At 48.3% G+C, this 19,334-nt stretch carries 29 protein-coding genes and 1 pseudogene; 3 read left to right on the forward strand and 27 right to left on the reverse strand.

The window, feature by feature from the left end; all coding sequences use genetic code 11:
* From KDM87_RS06810 to KDM87_RS18025, 20 genes are all read right to left on the reverse strand, one after another.
* Nucleotides 1–276 carry a DUF1799 domain-containing protein gene (locus KDM87_RS06810; RefSeq protein WP_212678367.1) on the reverse strand — a complete coding sequence of 92 codons (276 nt, stop codon included), beginning with the start codon at nt 274–276 and terminating at the stop codon, nt 1–3.
* An 80-nt stretch (nt 277–356) separates the two neighbouring features.
* On the reverse strand, nt 357–692 hold the full coding sequence (locus tag KDM87_RS06815) for a hypothetical protein (RefSeq protein ID WP_212678368.1): 336 nt from the start codon (nt 690–692) through the stop codon (nt 357–359).
* Between the two features lie 58 nt (nt 693–750).
* Entirely contained in the window at nt 751–1,719 is a 969-nt protein-coding gene (locus KDM87_RS06820) for a phage tail tube protein (RefSeq protein WP_212678369.1), read from the reverse strand.
* An 86-nt stretch (nt 1,720–1,805) separates the two neighbouring features.
* Complete coding sequence (locus KDM87_RS06825) at nt 1,806–1,943, reverse strand: hypothetical protein (protein ID WP_212678370.1); 138 nt, start codon at nt 1,941–1,943, stop codon at nt 1,806–1,808.
* Nucleotides 1,936–2,376 (reverse strand): hypothetical protein, encoded by a 441-nt coding sequence (locus KDM87_RS06830; RefSeq protein ID WP_212678371.1) that lies wholly within the window; start codon nt 2,374–2,376, stop codon nt 1,936–1,938. The genes KDM87_RS06825 and KDM87_RS06830 overlap by 8 nt, the downstream gene beginning before the upstream one ends.
* Nucleotides 2,373–2,660 carry a head-tail joining protein gene (locus KDM87_RS06835; RefSeq protein ID WP_212678372.1) on the reverse strand — a complete coding sequence of 96 codons (288 nt, stop codon included), beginning with the start codon at nt 2,658–2,660 and terminating at the stop codon, nt 2,373–2,375. The genes KDM87_RS06830 and KDM87_RS06835 overlap by 4 nt, the downstream gene beginning before the upstream one ends.
* Before the next feature lie 29 nt (nt 2,661–2,689).
* Entirely contained in the window at nt 2,690–3,034 is a 345-nt protein-coding gene (locus KDM87_RS06840; protein WP_212678373.1) for a DUF2190 family protein, read from the reverse strand.
* 68 nt (nt 3,035–3,102) lie between these two features.
* Nucleotides 3,103–5,097: a prohead protease/major capsid protein fusion protein gene (locus tag KDM87_RS06845; protein ID WP_212678374.1), complete on the reverse strand. Its 1,995-nt coding sequence runs from the start codon at nt 5,095–5,097 to the stop codon at nt 3,103–3,105.
* Nucleotides 5,098–5,155: 58 nt separating this feature from the next.
* Nucleotides 5,156–6,625 carry a phage portal protein gene (locus KDM87_RS06850; RefSeq protein WP_212678375.1) on the reverse strand — a complete coding sequence of 490 codons (1,470 nt, stop codon included), beginning with the start codon at nt 6,623–6,625 and terminating at the stop codon, nt 5,156–5,158.
* Nucleotides 6,625–6,861: a phage head-tail joining protein gene (locus KDM87_RS18020; protein WP_408058701.1), complete on the reverse strand. Its 237-nt coding sequence runs from the start codon at nt 6,859–6,861 to the stop codon at nt 6,625–6,627. The genes KDM87_RS06850 and KDM87_RS18020 overlap by 1 nt, the downstream gene beginning before the upstream one ends.
* A gap of 27 nt (nt 6,862–6,888) precedes the next feature.
* Complete coding sequence (locus tag KDM87_RS06855) at nt 6,889–7,173, reverse strand: helix-turn-helix domain-containing protein (RefSeq protein WP_230407620.1); 285 nt, start codon at nt 7,171–7,173, stop codon at nt 6,889–6,891.
* On the reverse strand, nt 7,173–9,146 hold the full coding sequence (locus KDM87_RS06860; protein WP_212678377.1) for a phage terminase large subunit family protein: 1,974 nt from the start codon (nt 9,144–9,146) through the stop codon (nt 7,173–7,175). Before KDM87_RS06860 ends, KDM87_RS06855 begins: the two co-directional genes overlap by 1 nt.
* Nucleotides 9,143–9,670: a hypothetical protein gene (locus KDM87_RS06865; RefSeq protein WP_212678378.1), complete on the reverse strand. Its 528-nt coding sequence runs from the start codon at nt 9,668–9,670 to the stop codon at nt 9,143–9,145. Before KDM87_RS06865 ends, KDM87_RS06860 begins: the two co-directional genes overlap by 4 nt.
* 208 nt (nt 9,671–9,878) lie before the next feature.
* A complete protein-coding gene (locus KDM87_RS06870) occupies nt 9,879–10,649 on the reverse strand; it encodes a hypothetical protein (RefSeq protein WP_212678379.1) in 771 nt (256 codons plus the stop codon).
* Complete coding sequence (locus KDM87_RS06875; protein ID WP_212678380.1) at nt 10,646–11,395, reverse strand: replication protein P; 750 nt, start codon at nt 11,393–11,395, stop codon at nt 10,646–10,648. Before KDM87_RS06875 ends, KDM87_RS06870 begins: the two co-directional genes overlap by 4 nt.
* Entirely contained in the window at nt 11,392–12,189 is a 798-nt protein-coding gene (locus tag KDM87_RS06880; RefSeq protein WP_212678381.1) for a hypothetical protein, read from the reverse strand. Before KDM87_RS06880 ends, KDM87_RS06875 begins: the two co-directional genes overlap by 4 nt.
* Entirely contained in the window at nt 12,189–12,428 is a 240-nt protein-coding gene (locus KDM87_RS06885) for a hypothetical protein (RefSeq protein ID WP_212678382.1), read from the reverse strand. The genes KDM87_RS06880 and KDM87_RS06885 overlap by 1 nt, the downstream gene beginning before the upstream one ends.
* A complete protein-coding gene (locus KDM87_RS06890; protein ID WP_212678383.1) occupies nt 12,428–12,826 on the reverse strand; it encodes a hypothetical protein in 399 nt (132 codons plus the stop codon). The genes KDM87_RS06885 and KDM87_RS06890 overlap by 1 nt, the downstream gene beginning before the upstream one ends.
* Nucleotides 12,823–13,419, reverse strand: coding sequence for a toxin YdaT domain-containing protein (locus KDM87_RS06895; protein ID WP_212678384.1), 597 nt, complete (start codon nt 13,417–13,419; stop codon nt 12,823–12,825). Before KDM87_RS06895 ends, KDM87_RS06890 begins: the two co-directional genes overlap by 4 nt.
* Nucleotides 13,420–13,475: 56 nt before the next feature.
* Nucleotides 13,476–13,673 (reverse strand): helix-turn-helix domain-containing protein, encoded by a 198-nt coding sequence (locus KDM87_RS18025; protein WP_212678385.1) that lies wholly within the window; start codon nt 13,671–13,673, stop codon nt 13,476–13,478.
* On the opposite strand from KDM87_RS18025, the gene KDM87_RS06905 reads away from it, so the two are divergent.
* The 3 genes from KDM87_RS06905 (at nt 13,663) to KDM87_RS06915 (ending at nt 15,858) form a co-directional block, all read left to right on the forward strand.
* The gene (locus tag KDM87_RS06905; protein WP_212678386.1) at nt 13,663–14,190 is read left to right on the forward strand and encodes a helix-turn-helix domain-containing protein; all 528 of its coding nucleotides are present in this window, start codon (nt 13,663–13,665) and stop codon (nt 14,188–14,190) included. The two genes, KDM87_RS18025 and KDM87_RS06905, sit on opposite strands and share 11 nt — an antisense overlap.
* A 75-nt stretch (nt 14,191–14,265) precedes the next feature.
* The gene (locus KDM87_RS06910) at nt 14,266–14,631 is read left to right on the forward strand and encodes a helix-turn-helix transcriptional regulator (RefSeq protein WP_212678387.1); all 366 of its coding nucleotides are present in this window, start codon (nt 14,266–14,268) and stop codon (nt 14,629–14,631) included.
* Nucleotides 14,632–14,964: 333 nt separating this feature from the next.
* On the forward strand, nt 14,965–15,858 hold the full coding sequence (locus KDM87_RS06915; protein ID WP_212678388.1) for a LysR substrate-binding domain-containing protein: 894 nt from the start codon (nt 14,965–14,967) through the stop codon (nt 15,856–15,858).
* A gap of 37 nt (nt 15,859–15,895) precedes the next feature.
* Here the strand turns inward: KDM87_RS06915 and KDM87_RS06920 are convergent, their stop codons facing one another.
* The 7 genes and pseudogenes from KDM87_RS06920 to KDM87_RS06945 form a co-directional block, all read right to left on the reverse strand.
* On the reverse strand, nt 15,896–16,204 hold the full coding sequence (locus tag KDM87_RS06920) for an STAS-like domain-containing protein (RefSeq protein ID WP_212678389.1): 309 nt from the start codon (nt 16,202–16,204) through the stop codon (nt 15,896–15,898).
* On the reverse strand, nt 16,185–17,048 hold the full coding sequence (locus tag KDM87_RS06925; protein WP_212678390.1) for an ATP-binding protein: 864 nt from the start codon (nt 17,046–17,048) through the stop codon (nt 16,185–16,187). Before KDM87_RS06925 ends, KDM87_RS06920 begins: the two co-directional genes overlap by 20 nt.
* A gap of 38 nt (nt 17,049–17,086) precedes the next feature.
* Nucleotides 17,087–17,494: an HNH endonuclease signature motif containing protein gene (locus KDM87_RS06930; RefSeq protein ID WP_212678391.1), complete on the reverse strand. Its 408-nt coding sequence runs from the start codon at nt 17,492–17,494 to the stop codon at nt 17,087–17,089.
* Nucleotides 17,495–17,497: 3 nt separating this feature from the next.
* Nucleotides 17,498–18,133 (reverse strand): BRCT domain-containing protein, encoded by a 636-nt coding sequence (locus KDM87_RS06935; RefSeq protein WP_212678392.1) that lies wholly within the window; start codon nt 18,131–18,133, stop codon nt 17,498–17,500.
* Between the two features lie 13 nt (nt 18,134–18,146).
* Nucleotides 18,147–18,671: a hypothetical protein gene (locus KDM87_RS06940; protein WP_212678393.1), complete on the reverse strand. Its 525-nt coding sequence runs from the start codon at nt 18,669–18,671 to the stop codon at nt 18,147–18,149.
* A 24-nt stretch (nt 18,672–18,695) separates the two neighbouring features.
* Nucleotides 18,696–18,770: pseudogene (locus KDM87_RS18030) on the reverse strand (zinc-ribbon domain-containing protein); the annotation flags it as partial.
* Nucleotides 18,757–19,293 (reverse strand): hypothetical protein, encoded by a 537-nt coding sequence (locus KDM87_RS06945; protein ID WP_212678394.1) that lies wholly within the window; start codon nt 19,291–19,293, stop codon nt 18,757–18,759. The pseudogene KDM87_RS18030 and the gene KDM87_RS06945, both read right to left, overlap by 14 nt.
* Nucleotides 19,294–19,334: the final 41 nt, after the last annotated feature.

A 19,334-nucleotide genomic window follows, 5' to 3' on the forward strand; every position in this document is an offset into this window, starting at 1 on the left:
TTATGTTGCTAATGCGTTGATGTGGGCTATTTCCATTGCTTGCAGTGCACTGAATATCTCGCTGTGAAGACGCTTGCTAAAGTAAAAGCCGATGACGACTTTGACGCCTGGGTAATTCAATCCGAGTAAGCGCCCTTCTGCATCACGCACCCACTGTGTCTGTATGCGCCGCCAGCAATTAAATGCAGGGACGCATTCAGGCCAGAGATAAAAATCTTCTCCCAGCTCGATGGTCTGTTCAATCACCAAACCCAGTGCCGCTGCGGCCGCATTCACCTCTTGCTCTGGTGTTGCTTCAGATTCGTTACCAGATGGAATCCGAAGCTGTCCTTTGGCAAGAAGCGCTGCGGCGTCTGCTAGTTTTTTTCTTTTGCGCCTACTTCTTTCAAATACGCGCTGTAAATAACCGAATCAATGCCAGCGACGCGCAGCATGGCGTTGAATGCGTCTTCACTGAATTCAGCAGGTTTATTGCTGTCATCGAGCACTAATGTCTGACCGCTCCAACCTTTAGTGATGCGCTTGAGCAGGTCCTTGATCGTCAGATCTTTATCTGCAAAGACATCACGCAACTCATCCTGTTCAAGGCGATCACATGTCAGCGAGTAAGAAAAATTTGATACTTTTCCAGCGTTGTTCAGGTTGAACTTCACTGGCACTTTGACGGTATTTTCAACAGCTAATGTGTACATGGTGTTTCCTTTTCATCCGGGTATGGAAAGAGCGCCCCAGCTAAGCTGGGGCAGTGAGTTAAACAAAGGCGAGGCGTAATTCGTCGTTGCCGGAACCAGATGCGGTCGGCAACAGGCGAAGATCGAAACCAATGAGACGGCGGCCGTTTTGATCGACTTTTTTAGGGCTGACCATCTGGACATTGGGAGCAAAGATGATGATTTTGTTGCCGCTGGTCGTGCCAATGGTGAGTGCGAGGCTTTGCGTTGAATTTGACTTTACTGAGCCCATGAAGGTGACTTCTTGCGCGGCCGTCAGATCAAGCTCAACTGAGCCGGTTGTTTCACGCTGGGTGATATCAACCTGTTCAGAACTCAACAGAGGTGTATATGCAACGGTGTTGCCTAAGTTGATTTCCAATCCTGTGCTTGGATACACAGTGCCACCGCTTAATGCACCGAGCGAATAGGTTGCACCAAGCGTGATATCAACAACATTGGCTTTTGTAATTGCCACCGGCTTTTGCCACGCAGTGAAAGTGCCACTTGCTGAAGCTGCACTAACGCCGCCATCGAGGCCAGTAAATTCAAATTTCAGCGTTGGACGCTCACCCACTTTTGCACCGAGCGTACATGTGCCCATCGCACCGAGTAATTTATGAAGCACACCATCATCGTAATAATAAATAGTGGCGGTCTTGAGCCCTGTTGATACTGGGCTGTATTCGACGCGTGCTGGCGATGTGAGCGAGGCCTCTGCAATGGCAGCGGCTTGTAACAGCTGCCCCAGAGCGGGCGCTGTTGCTGCTGTTCCTGAGCCAGCCAATTCAATGGTGAAGCTGACTTTGACGCTGGCCGTACCCACTAACTGCTCGCTGGCACCGAAAAAACCACGAACCAGAGCACGATCAATATTTTTAGCATCTAATGGGGTGATGCTCATGTCACTGACAAGCAAGGCATTTGCAGCACCCGTCGGCACTGCATCTGTGCCTGCTGTGGTCTCGATTTTTGCCGCAATGAGGGTATTTCGGGTGTAACGTGGCATATTTAACTCCAGCGCCTCACGGCGTTAAGAATGTTTAAAATGTTCCCCAGCGCTTCACAGCGTTAAGGGGTGACTTGACGATATGGCTAAGCGGTCTCTTCTGACTGATCTTTCGATGCATCTGTCGGGTTATTTTCTACCCACTTGCCTTCCCACTTCCATGATCCGCCGCCTGGTGGCGGGCAATCTGGCTGGGATAATTTTGTTTCAAACTCATTAGGCATGAAGCACTCCTTCATTTGTTCGGTGCTCTACTACATACATAAGGCGAATCCATCCATTTTTTTGAGCGCCGGATTCAGTATCAAGCTCAATCATTGGAAGCCCTATATTGAACACACTTCCATTCAATGTAGGGTCACTAGCTAAACGAGCATAGACAGATGAAAGTAATTCATCCGCTGCTTCCCCACCAGTTTTTACAGTAGTTCTCGCATAGCAATCGACCACTATTCTGGTCTGCCAATCTATTGGCGCACCGGCGATGCCAGCTTCTTGAGGCCTACTACCCTCCCAAAAAACATTAATTGCACTACCAACCTGCTCAGGAACATGGTAACCGCTATCACGGGCAACAATAGAAGCCAATGGAGTAGGGGAATTCAATATGCTGACAAATGAATCAACAATTCCAGAAAAAACAGTCTTAGCTGTCATGTTTTCTCCAGAATTAATTTAATCATCCCTGAACTATCTGGCCTGACATCCGCCACGCGCCACGCTAACTCATCAATCCCAATATCAACGCCTATCAGAGCAGAGCTACCGGGGAAATCAACAACTTTTAGAGTATCAGTCTGCTCCACCATCCCGATTCCACCCAACACATCAACGGATTCACGTCGAAAAATCCCACGAGTTGGACCACCAGGTATGTCACAGTCCGCATTTGCCATATGTCTAACTATGCTTTCGTTTAACCGTGATTCAATTGAGGACATTGCTGCTATTCTCTAGATTGTATTGAGTGTTAAGTCGCTGAAGCTGTTACCACTTCCATCTTCATCAATACAGTTGCTGAAGGGTTAGCCGCATCTGCTACTGCAATACCAACACACTGTTGACCCGTCAGGGTTTTATTTACACATTTATTCACCGGGTCCCAAAATAAGCGATCACCTGTCGCAATCGCCAATGCACTGGTTTTGGCGACACTCACAACACCTTCTGCCAGGAACTCACCTGGAACACCTGCAGCAACATCCGTAGTCGCAATAGCAAACAGACTGGCACCAAACAAACATCCAGTACCGGAAGCAACGGCAGCTGCCGGAGTCAGCGTCAGTACGTCACCTTTTTGATAAAAATTTTTCATATTCCACCCGTTGAGTAAAAATGTTAATTCGTAGGCAGATACTGTCTGCCTACTCAAAACTGCCCTGCTTAAGCCCCGGCTGCCTTATACAGACCACGGAAATCGACAGCCTTCGCAGCAAAGTCCAGGCGACATTTGTATGCAATGCCATCTGTTTCAAAGCCGATATCTGTTTCAATGACAGGACCTTCGGCACCGTCGAGGTAACAGTACTCAACCGTATCAATCTGACCGTTATCACTGGCGAGATACCAGGCTGTGGCACTATTGGCATCCAGAATTGGTTCAATGATCGGTTCCAGTGCTGTGCGGCCGCCTTGGCGGAATTCATTTACGTCTAAACCTTTGGCCGGCACATAGTTTGAGCTAGTCAACTGGTAAGCCAATTGTTCCAACGATGCCGGACAGATCAGGAAACGAGGGGTGATATTCAATTCCTCGCTCTGGAAGCCTTTTTGAACGCGCATTGCTGCACGTGCACTTGTCAGTGCACTCATTTGCAATGCAGAACCGGCACCAGACGATAAGTTCGCGTGCGTAGCATGAAACAGTGCAACGTTATCGCTCATCGGCGCATTTGCAGTGAGTTGGCTATAGACTGTGCGGTTTTCAAGGCGGCGTGCACTGTTGCCGAATGCAGCAACCAGACGATCAAAGCCGCGCAGGTCGTCATTGACAATCGCTTGTCGCGACAATGGCACGATGCGGCCGTAGGTCACCACAGCATAAGTTTCCGCACCATCTTTCATGGTTCCATACTTAAATTCACCATGTTCATTGGTCTGTAATAGGTCTGGAGCGCCAGATAACTGCACCACTGAGATGTTCTTAAAATCCGGCGCATTTGGCGCTCTGCGAGCCCACATTTGATAAGTACCAGGATTGTCATCGTATGCGTTCCGCAGGCGCTTATTGGCTACGTTTGCAAACAAACTTGCAAAATCGCTGGTCGCTAACATGCCGCCAGAACGGAAGTTCAACATCGTACTGGCTAAGCGCATCCGATCCATACCACGCGTTTCGACACCACGTGACTGAAGATAGTCACGGCCGATTTCCAGCAAGCTCATACCGCGATATTGGCGACCGTTATCAGTCAATTCTGCACGACTGTTAATGCGATGGCTGATTGCCTCTTCCATGCCGCGCAAACGCGTATCCGTTTCATCAACAATCGTTTGCACACGCACGTTTTGGTGACCACCAGATGCTGCATCATTGCGAGCAAGTTCATCCAGCACTGCGGAACGCGCCTGTGTAACATCATTACCACTACGGATCAGGCCTGCGGCCAGATGCGCGACATTATGCCGTGTGCACAACTCTGTAATGTCTGCGGAGCGTTGAGCTGCGGCCGCTGCCGCCTGCTCTGCTGCACGGGTTTGCGCCTCTGCATCACGCTGACGCTGAGCTTCAATTTCTTCAGGAGTCATTTGATTATCCTCTGTAGGTGAGTGGGCAGATGCCCGTGTGAACTCGCACGGCATGCCGTTTGAGGGTTTTTCTCTAGTGCTAGCGTCCGGATCTGCTGGGACGGTTACAAAACTGATTTCGTATGGCTGCCAGGAAACAGCCCGGTACAAGGGAACGTTGACGCCATCTGTGCGATCAATTGATCTGGTGATCTCATACTTCTGGACGCTATAGCCAAAGCTGACTGAGCGAATGATTCCGTCTTTGATATCCTTAATAATTCCTGCCAAATCCTCACGACCACTTAAACGTAATGTGGCGGTTCCTTGACCTTCCTGAATGGAAGCACGTACCGCAATCCCTAGAATCGCTGCAACACCTCCATAGGTTGAATGTCCATCAAGAACTTGTACGACACCGGCATCAAAACGGGACATATCCACAGAATCAGGAGTGACAACCAACTCCTCTTCGTATGGCGTCTCGTTATACCAGTCGTAACGGCGAACACGGGCGCCTGTCGTCCAAACGACTTCGACTGTGTTGTCCTGCTCATTGAATGTTGAGGGGATTAACTCAGCACTGCGACATTGCACTGGCATGTCATGTTGCTGTTGTGGATTCGTTGGCTTTGCAGCTTGTTTTGGCATGGTTATATTTTCTTAAAAAAACTGTCTCATTTCTCGGAAAAGTGAGACGATTTTCAAATTATTTTGTAGATGCATTCGGAGTCGGCAAATTACCCTTTTGAAGAAACAAAAGCGTCTGCAAAATACCCAATTTTTCCAACTCATCAAAATCTGACTTCAACTCTTCAAATACTTCTTTTGGGTTGTATCCACGCTGGCGAAGCTTTTCACTCACGCTACTCAAACCGCCACTAATTTCAGCAAGATCAGATTTCACATCCTGCTCAGGATTCACGTAATCAAACTTGGGAACACTGAAGTCCACACTGCTATCACGCACATCAATTTTTTGTGCAAGATATGCCGCTTCGATAAACGCCTCATGTATAGGAATTAAACATTTAGGAATCAAAATCAGCCACTGCATTTGCGAAACATTTCGCCGAAAGTCCAAGAGACGGACACGGGCACTGCTGAAATTGACTTCCGTCATATCGCCAGTGATCTGTTCATAGGTACATCCCATCCCAGATGCAATCAGATGAAGATTAAATTTGATATATTCAACGTAACCCGCTGATGGCTTTGGTTCTACAACGGTCATTGTCATGCCTGGTGGCGCCTGGATGATAGAACCACTGCCAAGCTCACCCAAGTCACCTGTTTGCTGTGCTCGTACTGCTGGGTCACCTGCATCCCCATAGGATGCTGGGTTAGCCATCTGAGAAACATCACCGCTGGCGATAACACTTAATCGAGACTCGAGATTTTTACGCGCCAACTCAGCGTCTTCGTAGAGCTGCACATCTCGGACGCGTGAAATAACCGGAGCCAAACGACTAAATCCACGTCCTTGGCCTGGACGAGCAGGAGAATAAAGATGGATGATCTGATTTGCAGGAACACGCTTACTCTCCATGCGAAAGGATTTAAGCAAGCTCATATCACCTGGATGCTGCGACCATAACCAGTAGGCTGCAACGGCGCCCAATGGGTCATATTCAATGCCGTTAATAATTTGATTTTGTCCGGAAGGAGCCGTTTTTCTACTATCAAGCCAATCAATTTCAAGCAATTGAAGTTGAAGCGGCACGGGCAATCCATCGGATATCTTTCGATGGCGCAGTCGGATCAAAACCTCGCCATCTTGTTCCATTGCTTTGTATGCTGATGCGATAAGCCCGTGATAATCCAGACGACCATCCGCATCACAAACAGCCATCCATTTTTTTAGTAATTTATTTATTTTTTCACTGTTTCGACCAGTGGCTCTAGGGGATATCCCCGTGCCAACGGTGGCCGCTACCAGTGCCTCAATGCCAGCTGAAACATATGGAACGTTCTGAACAAGTGCACGGGCCTTTCCACGAATGATAGCTGCATCGGCTACATGATCAGCATTTGCACTAGCACCGGCTCTGCGGACGCGCCAGCCATCACGAGGACTAGCCGCTTCGTAGGCACGTTCTAACACTTTCCGAGCGTAGTGACGCTGAAGTCCAGCTTGTGGATTAACCCAACCAACGACTGTATCAATGAGGTTGCGCATTAATCACCTCGCCCGGTAGTGAATCTGAATCGGTATGAGGTTCTTGGGGTTGATTGCGCTGACAAAACGCTCTCTACGTGACGGCGCGCAGCAAGCAATTCAGATGTAGATCGGTATTTGACGCGCTTACCATCTATTTCCACCTCTAGTTCAGCGGTAGCAATTGCAGCATCAATATTATTTAAATCGGCTAGAGTGAGAGGCATGACGACAGAGTACGAAAAAAACTGTCTCATTTCTCGGAAAAGTGAGACGTTTTCTTATCAACGAGCTGATGTCTTTATGCATCGATAAACTGTTGCCCGGCTGATGTTTAACCTACGAGCGACTTCGGTTGCGTTACGTCCATTAAACAAGCTCATTACTTCACGAATTTGATTTTCTCTATCAGTCATTGAACGCTGTCTAATGTAAGTTTCTATTCCTGAAAACTCCTTTCGGATCGTCGGCTTCAGCTCTGAAATCCTGTCTTGTACCTCGGGGAATTCTTCTTCAATGTACTTAAAAATTAAATCGATTAGATCTGGACTACTTTCAGTGTTTTTCATTACCATGCTCTTCCCATCGTGCGGTTAGCTGGGCGAGATTGCGACGCCTGCGGTTTTGTTGTTTGAGTCCAAGGTGTGCTTTGCTGAATTGCTGGAAATGCTGACTCGATTACTTCTTCAGCACTATCTTTGATGGTAATTGGTTCTGAAAACAGGTCCTTTGTTTGCGGATCTACGTAGTCACGCAGCATCTGCCACTGGTGAGGTGTTTTTTTGTGCAGCCCCAAGTAGTATGCAACTGCAAGGTTATAAACCATCAAGTCGCCGGCCTCATTCCTGTCAGATTGTTTTTTATCCCAAATACTGACTTTGCGGCCGCGCTTATAGACATGAATACGGTATTCCGCTGTCAATTGCTTAAAATATTCTTCAGGTAAATCTTTGGAAAAATGTACTGCACCCGGTCCCGTTTTCAACTTATACCGAGCGGATAAATAGTCCTTTGCTGTATCAGTACCAATTAACCAGAGCTGCGCACCTCTAACCTCTGTTTTCCCTTGCCAACTAACATCAACCGGGGTTGGTTTTGCACTTAAAATTGGCTTGTTATACTGAGATGCGCCCTTGATTGCAAAAATATGTCGATGCCTTCTAACTCGTGTGAAATTGTAGACATCTTGTGTATTGGCTCCACCAGAATCGATGAATGCAGAGGAAATTGACAAAAACGTTCCACACTCATGTTGGTAGCGGCCTTCAAGCGCCTTATCCAGCTTTGCATTTGTTTCCTCGTCTGAAGGTGAACCAAGGATGATTTGATAATCAACAATCCATGACTCCATTCCCTCTCCCCAGGCAACTACTTTCATTTCATATCGGTCTGGCTGAGTATCTACTGAAGCGGTCAGAATGAGCCCATCTCGCGGCACAATTCCAAGGCGATAATCTTCTGCTCGGTCCTGCAACTCTTTTGCCTGCGTCTGTTCTTTTGCGCGCTCCCAACACCGTGCTAACCTAGTGTTGTAGAAAGCAATCATCTTCTCTTCACTACCTTCAGCTAGTTTTTCTTTGGCTTTTTTATATTCATTCCAAAGTGCCTTCCATGGCATACCCCCGTATGAGATAAAGAGAGCTGGAATCGTAAAGCTTTCAGTCTCACCATCACCGGCAACACCGTCAGACCATAGACCATTGACAAACATTTTGTTTTTATCTGACTCATACATAACCTCAAAGCAAGCTTCACAGGGATACACTACATCCTGACCATCGTCTGATAACTTCAACCGTTCAAAAACCAGAGGCTGCGGATGCCCACAATGCACACATTCAGCTAAGGCAACATGCTTTGTCCCCTTTTCATAGAGCGTCTCGACAATTGACTCTCCTGTAATTGTCGGCGAGCATGGATAATAAGATTTTTTGTTTCGCTCAAACGTTGTTTGACGTGCCTCTGCAAGTGCTACGGGGTCTCCTTCACCGTTGACGTTTGCGTCAGCGCGATCTACTTCATCGAACAACACACGGCGTGCTGGAACCTCTGCCAAATTAGCTGCTGCACCGGCAGTTACGATAAACAATGAGCCACCGGTGTAATCTTTAGTATCCAATGTGTTGACAGAGTCGCGCGATCTGGGGGCTGCTACACGTTCGGTCAACTCTGGGACCGCTGCGATGGTTTTAGCGATACGGGTACTGGTTCTCTTTGCCAGCTTTCCTGTCGGGAGAATCCATAGGAAATTTGCGGGGGACTGATGAACACTACATGCAAACCAGTTTAGACCGACCTGTGTTTTCATCATTTGAGACGCTCCCATTAGCACGACTCGCTTGCATGGGTGGCTATCTGACAGGGCCTGCATGATTCGCCGAGCATGTGGGGTCTTTGATGTTCGATACTTACCGTATTCATTGGCGCCAGAATCCTTCGGGATGATCATGTAGCGATCCGACCATTCATCGACAGTCATATTGGGATCTGGCTGCAAACCACGTGCAAATGCCTCATCGATCACAGTGTTCGCTGGAGTCATTCATCATCTCCATCGTCTATGACATTCAATTTAGACTTCAAACTATGTGACATGGATTCTAGAAGCGCACGGTGCTCACGTTCAATCACGTCCTCGCACTCTTCTGAAGTTAACAACGAGGCGACATCACCAGCTAAACGCTTTGAGCAGTTCGTTAATCCATCACGCAGCGCTCTGGCAATTTCAAAGATTGCAGAATCAACTTCCGTTTTTAGTAGATACTTCCCACGCATTTCTGCTTCTTTCATTTCAGCAATGGAAGCCTCGGCTGCCTCGCGCCGCGCACGCGCAGCTTGATAATCACCTTCACCTCCCAACGAGAACTGCACATCAGATTTTCTATCTGCTTGGCGTGCAGCGTTAGCCCGTTGTCTAGTGTGTCTGTGATACAGAATCGTTGCGTATTCCAGATCGACTTTTCCACCATTTACTGGAATCTCGCACCGTTTAACTGCGGCATATCCTTGCTGTCTTGATATACCAAGGGTTTCTGCCCATTCAGCTATAGTTTTCAGCGTTGCCATTTTTCAGTTAAAGAATGTCAGGTTAGTTGTAAGGAAATTGTTTTGTCAGGCGCTAGCGGGAAATCGGGGTTTGAATTACCCTTGGTTTCGGGGTTTGTGGAAGTACCTTGCATGGGGGGTGGTTCATTACATAAAAGCAATAAACTATGGACTTTCTCGCAGATCCACGCGACGTTTGATGAAAGCGGAATGAAATGCAGGGGCAGCATCAGAACAACCTCCCCTGATTGCGCAGGAACGCAGTCTTGATTGCTTTATCCAGTTCCTGATCAAAGATGCGTGGGAAGTCTCTCTCTGCTGAGCGGTCTGCAACACCGAAGAAATCAAATCGTTGGCCGTATCGAATGGCAGGAACGTACAGAAACACAGGGCGTATCGCCGAACCATGTACAAACTGACGCTTGAGATAAATGCCGGGTCTCAGCTTTCCCATACGTTCCGGAATAGAGAAATACGTTACCCCTTGCCGTCTAACTGTTCGCTTTGATGCTGCACTTCCGCTGCGCTTCGATTGATAACCACCACCGCGCTGAACCATCAGCTGAGACAATATCTGTACAACTTGGCTAGATTTCACATTGCCGTAGGTGTTCAACTGTGCCCCTGCCGCTGGCACTGCATACCATCTGGCAGGCATCAGACCAGCCGACTGCAATGCTTTCTCCATTCGCTTGCGTGCACGATCCCCACCAAATATCTGCGGTGCCAGATAAGCATCTGCCGGTGTTCCCTTCCCTGCCTCATCCTTTAACCATACGTACGCTGCCGGCATTGCCATCGTTGCAGACTTTGTGCGCAAGCTATTCAGCGTGTATGGCGTTGGGTGATCAAACACACGCCTCATCTCTGATCGCAGGTCTTCCTTAATGATCTTTGCTGTTTTATTCAAAGCGACAACAGCAGCAAACTGACCTTGCCGCCCCGCCTCATTGATCTTTGCGCGAACGTCTGAGAAATCAGCGGATGCGAGAATCTTCATGCCACCACCTTCAAACCCAATACCTCACGCGCATTCTTTTCTGCCTGCAATGGCACTGTCTTATCGCCAGCCTCAACCCGCGCGATCAGCTTGCGTGCCCAGGTCAAATGGTCAAACGCTGAATCAGCCCGCTTCCACACCTTTTTCAACTCATCCTGCATCCGCGCTTCATCCTCGACTGACCTCATGGGCGTATAACCAAGTGCCGGATGCGCATTTACCTTCGGTATCTCATCCCACTCGCCCTTAGCCAGCTCAGCCTTCAACGTTGCTGCCCAACGCTTTTCAATCGCCGAATACGTCTGACTACGCAACTCAGACCACATTGACATCGCTGCCCAGAACACTGCCGGACTAGGCCACACACCATGCTTGCCCTGATCACGCGCGATTTGTCCCGTGAACGCAGCCTGGTATGCTTCATACGGATCAACTGCAGGACGGCATGCAGACAAAAACTGCTTCAACGTTGGTGGCCTTTCATACTCAACGCGCACTGTCTTCAAACCAAACTTCACCTCATCAAACGATAGCTTTTCAGAGTCAAAAACCTCTACCCAACTTTCCTTCCAATTTTCGACGGATTGCGCATCGGGGAAATTGCTCCGCCAATAAAATGGATACGCACCATCCAAACGATTAAACAAATGATCGATAGAGGAAATCCCAAGCGCCGGAACCACATCAAACCACTTCGATTGAGGGCGCGTACTAAATGCTCGAGACGTAACGCTGAGATCACTCACGATGCCACCCGATTCTGATTCACGTACACGGTTGGATTAAATTTTTGACCTGTCTGGCGTATAGACGGAGAAGCACCGGCAGCTTGCAGATGGCTCTGCTCCCTTGCCCATCGATCCAAAATTGCAACCACGTATCCAAGAGAAAAAGGCTCATTCCCCTTCGTCGCTTTTGCTTCATCGCATGCTGCCTGCACGACTTCCGATGTCACGCCCTGCTCTGCCAGCTTATGCAGAACAGGGTTAGCAGCTTGTGTTCTCACACCATTTTTCCGAAACTGGATGCTCAAAGCCACAGCACTTGAAGGCGATTGCACCCCCGTTGCGTCATCCGCCGATGGCGGCATTGTGCTGTGTGTCTGTTCTGCTTCTGTTCTGATCTGAATCTGTTCTGCTTCTGTCTCTGCTCTGTTCTGTTCTGGGGGCGTTACTGTAACGTTACTCAATGTTTCATCTATTTTTACTTCTGGATTGACCGGATTTTCTTCTGCTTTTTTCTTGCTCCGATGCCTTGCAACCCTTGCTGCGCTTGAGTCTGAGACATATTGACGCTTATCCCAATTGATGAATTCCCAGCTCTCGTTGATAAACCCCTTACGGATAAAAACTGATTTCGACTGCGCCAATTCCTCTTCAGAAATTCGCAAAGCAAAAGCAATCTCATCATCATGTAACGTTACAAGACCGTTACTGCAACGCAGACATAACAACATCACCAATCGTCGCTGCATCGCTTCACTCATGCTCTGAACTTTAGGGTCGGATGCAAACTCAGAATAAAGACGAAACCAATCCATCACACACGCTCCAACAAAGAAACCCCATCAGACGTCAGCTGATACATACCACGCACCTTGATCACACAGTGATGCTGAAACAGCGTTGTGCACGTGTTATGTAGCCGCTGCGGGGTTTTCTGATCTGATTCAAGGCAATCCAGCAGGGACTCGGGATAAGCGCGCTGGCCGCGGCACTGGCGCAATTTATTCAGTACGCGATAACGCACGTCGGATGTCGATAAGTGAAGTGCCGCCATCACACCACCTCGCCCGATGGCAACTTACGAACCACACCCATCAACGATGGAATGGACCGGTATTCATCTGATCCAGGGCGATACGGCGCAACACCACGATTCGCCCGCAGTGGGCGCTGAATACGTATCCGCACAGGTGCCACTGCCACCGGCACCGCTGGCCTCATCGCCGCCAGCTTACGAGCTTCACGCGCGCCCATCTCTTTCTTACCCTCTACGGTAGCGATCAAACTATCGCCCTCTTCACGTACAAAATTACGCGCTTCGAGAGTACGCAACTTATTGCGCAATGCCTGATGGCCTGATTGTGCAAACTCTTTACGCAAAGCCCTGCCGCCCAGGTTCACCAGTTTTTCCAGCAGCATGTATGCGCCGGAGCTTGGTTTCAGTCGGGTCATGATTTCCTCACCACAGCCAATACTTTCGCAACAGATTTGCCCTTTGCGATCGTTGCGTTGAGGACGCGGCGAAAGCGGCTCAGGGTTTCGATGGCCTCATTGACCTCTTTATCTGCGTGCAGCAATGCCGCCTCATCTGCTGAATTGTTCAGACGCGCCACTGATTGCACCGCCTCAGATGTTTCTTTCACGATTTCGCACAGATGATGGTTGACGTTCAAATCACCATCAACCACATCACTGCTGTGCACTGACAACCCAATGCATCGATACATTTCATTCATTGCCGCTGCACGGTATTCCAGCGGCAATGCCAGCAAAATCGACTTATGAAAATTGAATGGCAGCAGATTGTTTTCTTTTGACTCATCATCCAGCCAACGATAAACGCGGTCCGCATTCACCTTCATACGTTCAAAGGTGTCACGGGTATTCGGCTCAAAACGAATGCCGGATACCACGTCGAAGCCCGCCGCCTCATGCGCCTCAACGACCAGCTGCACCGCCGACTCGCGGCTTAATCCACGCTCTTTGCGGAATGCATTGAAGTGGGACCGGATGACACCTATGTCTGTATGCGATTGATTGCGCATGATCTTTATCTTTCTATCAAGTATTCTGGAAACAACTCACAACAACACGAATTTATTTAGCTGATCTGCTCATGAACACACTTCTCACGATGAAGCGACTGAATACTGACAAGGGTTCCGCTCATGCATTGAGTCTGCCCACGCAATATCCGATTGACGGTAGGCTGAGAAATACCGATTTGCGCGGCTAATTTCGATTCACTCCAACCCGTTTTACTTTTTATCTCGCAAAGGAGAATAGAAATGTTATCCATCTCCACAGAATATACGCGAATGGATAATTTAGTCAATACGCAAATGAATGTCAATTTGCATACCTTTTATTCATCCGCGTATATTCCACGGATGGACATTGGAGCTCGCCTTGATAAGGCAATGAAATTAGCGGGATATACGACACAAGCGGAACTTGCAAAAGCGTCCGGAGTGCCGCAACCGACCGTAAACAGGATTCTCAAAGGTGGAGGCAAGCGCGGGCCAGAGACGGCGACACTCAAGCGACTCGCATCCGCGTGCGGCGTAACATTTTCGTGGATGAACGGAGATGAAGATCCAGAGAAAATCGAACGCACTGAAATCAAAGTTGCAGAGCCGCAAGCAGAGTACAAAGTGCCACAGATTCAATTGGTTTACGCAACACCTGATGAGATAACACTCCTGACACAGTTCAGAGAGTGCACGGTGGACGGGCAAGAGGCCATTTGGTCTGCAGCAAAGATTGCTGAGCGCGACGAAAAGAAAGTTTTACTGCTATCGAAAAAATCAAAGTAATTACGCAAAATCAATTATCTTGATTTTGCGTATGAGCGTTTGAGCATCATTGTTGCGGTGCGTATAGTGCGCACCATGACTATCGCAGAACGAATCGACATCGCAAGAGTAACGGCCGGGTTCAAAAACCAAGCCGAATTAGCACGCGCAGCAGATGTCAACGAATCTACGCTGGCGCGCATCTTAAAAGGCGGCGTCATGCCATCGATTGAGATTGCCGCTAAAATTGCAATCACCTGCAACGTCTCTCTCGACTGGATCGTGAACCTCGATACCAACACAAAACCAGACCACCTGGACGTCCACCTAACATACGTGACACAGGAAGAGCTGACGCTGTTGACAAAGTTCCGCCGCCTTTCCAATGAAGACAAAGAAGTAGTCAAGACCGCATTCAGCATCACTGAAAAATCACCGCTTCTTACCCCCAACCAAACGTAACTTCACCGGTTCGCGCCGTGGATATTTCTGCGAATAATCCCTCGCAAATGCCATGATCCGCTCCCATGCACGCGGCTCCGTTCGCCTTTGCATATCCCTCAACTCTTCAATTTGCAAATCCTCGCTCATCTCACATCGCTCCTGTTTGTTGTAACAATGTATTGCAAAAACAACTAGGTTACATGAAAAAAACACGTAATTTAGTTCTTTTTAGGCATGTCTGATTTCCCAAAAGGAAACCAGAATTAAAGAATGTTAAATCTTAAAGTTTCTGTATTTCAATATTGATGTTTCTCCACGACACTACCTGCATCTATCCATATCTGATGCCGCGTGAAAATACTAGATTTCGTTGATCTGCAATTAATTGCCACCATTGCGAGAGAAAAAAGCCTCTCTGCGGTCTCGTCACGCATGGGCATCAATGCCCCCAGCGTGTCAAAGCGCCTGTCAAAGATTGAAGACATCATCGGGCATAAAATCGTGCGGCGCCCGGGGCCGTTTCGCCTCACGCCATCGGGCGAGCGGTTACGCAAATTTGCAGAAAACACACTGGCAGAACACCAGCGCGCGCTGGACGATATCCACGATATGGCGACCAACCAGCGGCAGCTACGCATCATCGCCAACCCATCTGTCGTGATCAATGACCTGCCCAACGTGATCGCCGCTATGAAACGCAAATACCCTGCACTGAACATTCACATCACCGAGGGGAATTTTGCAAAGGTAATCGCCGACGTGCAGACCGGCGCTGTTGATATCGGGCTGATTGCTGACGCACCGAAAGTAAAAGGCTTGCGATTCTTACGGTACAAGAAAGATTATCTGAGTGTGATGACACCGGCTGGCCACCCGCTTGCGCAACTGCAAACAGTCAGCCTCCGCGATGTGCTGCCATACCCGCTGATCGGGGCCGATGGCACACGCCATGTATCCACGTTCATCGCCCGCGCCGCCAGGCAAGAAAAATTCGAGATCACCTACGCATTAAGCGTGAGCAGCTATGAAGTGCAAGCGCACCTGGTTGCCACTACCAACATCGGCATCGCCCTGATGATAGAAAGCATCGCCCAGCGCTTTGCCCGTAACCACGACATCACTATCAAACGCCTGAACGACGAATGGGCACACACCGATTTCAGCGCCTGCGTGCGCGACGTAGGCACAATCTCAGATATCACAAGGGAATTTATTGAACTACTGGTAAAGCAGCATCAGGAATAGACAAAATAAAACCCGCCGAAGCGGGTTTTCCTTGCATCTAGTGCATTAGTACACCTTCTTGACATCTTGTAACAATAACATGCTTCACCAATGGCCGATTAGAAGCATTGATATTAACCAGCTTAATTCTTTGCTTAAACTGCTCAAATCCAATCACAGCAGCAAGCCGTCCAATACATTCATCAGCGAAAGATGGCGTCAGGCTATGGTGTTCGAAGTCAACCTCAATAACCGAGTAATCATTCAGCAGTTGCACTAACCTATCACGCGCCATCGCCCCAACTGGACGAGTGCTCAAATTAGGAGCCAAATCTACTACCTGCACCTTAAAAGTCGAAATCGTCATCTGAATACCCCTTTATTTGTGGAAATCCCCTATAAACCTCTGCAATATCCATTGGAACATCAATATTCCACTCAATGATTAACATCGTCCCATTCCATGGAATCTGATTTTTAAGTGATGTTGCATTACGACCACTTAAAATGAACGTTTCATCCCCAGACCGGACATATAACACACCGTTATTCTGCTCCAATAGTTTTCTAGCGATGGCCAGCCCATAACCTGAATGGCCTTTCCCAGGCTTACTTGTTACACCATATTGCGTTGCTAACTCGCAAGCATTTGATTTAATGAGTGTATCAAACAATTCCTCGTTCTGCCGAAGAGATCCTCTAATTCCAATGCCGGAATCAACTAACGCTATCTGAGCCTTCTTACCAGAAGCCCACACTTGCCCACAAATCAATCCATACAACCCGTCCTCGGATGCTGCATGCGCAAAACAATTTCCAATCAATTCCCTCAACATCGTATCCACTGCGTTGAGCGTAACATCATCGGAACAAACTGGGCGAAACATTTCAACAACGCTACTCGAAACCGTATCAACTGAATTCTCATCCTCCAATAGAAACAATGGAATATATCTTCCAGCAGGAGCCCTATGGATTGGACCATGCGGAGACTCCAATCCAATAGCCCCCCACAGATTCATTGTATTTGCATACGATGCAATTTTTTCAGCAACATTAACTTCAGCAGCCTTATTCTTCCTTAGGATATGCGCGACTGTAGCAAAATGAAACGGCTTTATAAATTTAGGAGAGCTACACGCCCGATTTTTCTCCAAACAATCCAACTCCTCTAACCACGAACTAACGTCCTCATGCTCTGTATACCTCATCTACATCAACTCCAGTTTATTATTAATATTTTTCACTACTAACACCCATACCGCTTATGCCCATTCACAATTCGGTACCGGCCACCACGCGGCCCTGTGTGGCATATATTGTCTGAATAAGGTTTCGATCTTGCCGACTTTGCCCCCGCCGCATCTTTATTGCTTTTCGACGCGCTGCACTGTTGCAGCTCTAATTTATCTTTCGCCTTTGCCTCTGCCACTGCTTGCCACTGCAAGTTATCCAGCGCATCGGCACCTCCAGCACACAGCGGCTTGATGTGGTCTTTGATATAGCCAGGGCATGGGCCAGCGCTTTTGCCATTCGCCGGGCATGGATGCAGCTTTTGAAATTCGGCCAGCACGGCTTTGCTTCGCTGTGTTTTTGCCGACGCATCACCAGCGGCAATAAGCAAGAAGATAGACAACAGCATGACAAGTGTTCGCACAGACTACCCCACATTTCCCACAAGGGCGGATGTCCACTGATTCTCAGAGATGATTACTGGCGAACCGGACTCTTGCCGATATAGCGCCGCCTTTTGAATCTTTCTGCCATAGGTTTCATTAACCCAATCAGGCGATACCAATGCGCCAATCACTAAAAAATCTAGTTGCTTGGTGATCGAATCAACGGCAACCGCACCCAGCTTTTCGACCGCCTTATGGCAAGTATCACGCGTGCCGAACAAAAATTTTCCAGTGAAACAATACGATGCACCCTGCCAGCGCAATTCGGGCGAATCATTCACCGGTAATACGGGCGAGCTCTGCTGCGCAACGCCAGTATCCAGAAAAAAATTACCCGTCAATTCCTGCAAGACTGCAACTAAATCTGCGCGCTCTACCTCTGTGATCACGCCATCAGCAATCACCGCCTCTACCTTGCTTGCCAGCATATTGCCCGGCCACTCTTGACGCACTTCGGCATGCTCTTTCAGCCATGTCGATAGATACATAATTTCCGTATCGTGCAACTGCCCGTCTGCAACCACCCCAGCGCATATCCCCAGTAGGATCTGCGATGCCTTCACCAAATTTCTCTGCCGAACCGATTCAGCCACCGCCCATTCATTGTTTGCCATCATCACCCCTCCCTACTCACTTCATCATCATGAAACCGGCTGTTGGCGACGCGACAGCCCACAAATTATCACGTCGATAAAATCGAATCTCCCGCGCCCGACCAAGCAGACATGCATCCGCGTCAGCGATTGATCGCATACCGAATTCTGCATTCGCATCAGTAAACGCAGTCAACGCTATCGGAGACCAGTGAAATTCTAATTTTGAGCCAAGGTCTGCAGTCGTTCCTAGCGACGCCATCGCATTTTTAATTTTCTTTGCCGCTGTTTTGTCACAGTTTTCCAGCAGAGGTACACATGCATCATCCAATGGCTTATCCCTGACAAAATAGGTTACGCCCGCCCGATTTACGCATCTCCACTTGTCCAATGCATCCGGCGTAGAAACAGGGAGCGCCTCGCTCGATGACGCAGAAATCACCTTATTAACATTAACAGGCACAGAAAGAGAAGATGCTTTTGATGGAGGTGTAATCTCTTCTTTTTTTGTCACGCACGAATAGATCGATAGCGCAAATACACTGGCTGCAATCCATGTCAATATTGATGTTCGCTTTGGAACTGGGGCTCCGCATTTAGGACATCGCTTCGCTTCAGAGCTAATACTTGCGTTGCATTCTACACATTTAATTAGCGACATTTTCTGCCTCGTATCGATTCCATTCGTCCGATAATTTCACGCTGGCGCCCGCCATCCTATTTTTGTAATCACTAATCGAATCATCGGTTCTTGGTAGATACGAATCCATCAAACTGAGCCATGCCACGTAATAACTCTTCAATGCGCTTCGTGGATCTTTCTTCGGAATTGACGCATTGGCAGCAGCAAACACCGGCTTGACTGCTGCTTTTGCATCCGTTACGCATTGCAAAACTTCGCGATAAACAGCCGGGTAATTATCAAAGCCAAACTGCTGCAGACTAATCTTCGACTGCAGATCACATTTCAACGACTCAAATTGACTCGCACCCCTAAATCTTTCGACAGGGCTTTGCATTTTTTCCTTTGGGCGTTTTGCTTTTTGACAAACCGCCTCGGCATCATCAATTAAACGCATCTCCGCGGGAGATAGTTTGGAGCAGTCTTTTTTCTGAGCATGCGCGCCCCCGCTTGCAGCTACCGATATGCATAGAAACGCGGACAGCAAAAACAATCTCGTCATAACCTCTCCAGAAGTTGATCTGTTTTTTCAATTTAAAAAGT

The organism is Cognatundibacterium rivi, assembly GCF_018139565.1.
Lineage (GTDB): Bacteria > Pseudomonadota > Gammaproteobacteria > Burkholderiales > Burkholderiaceae_D > Undibacterium > Undibacterium rivi.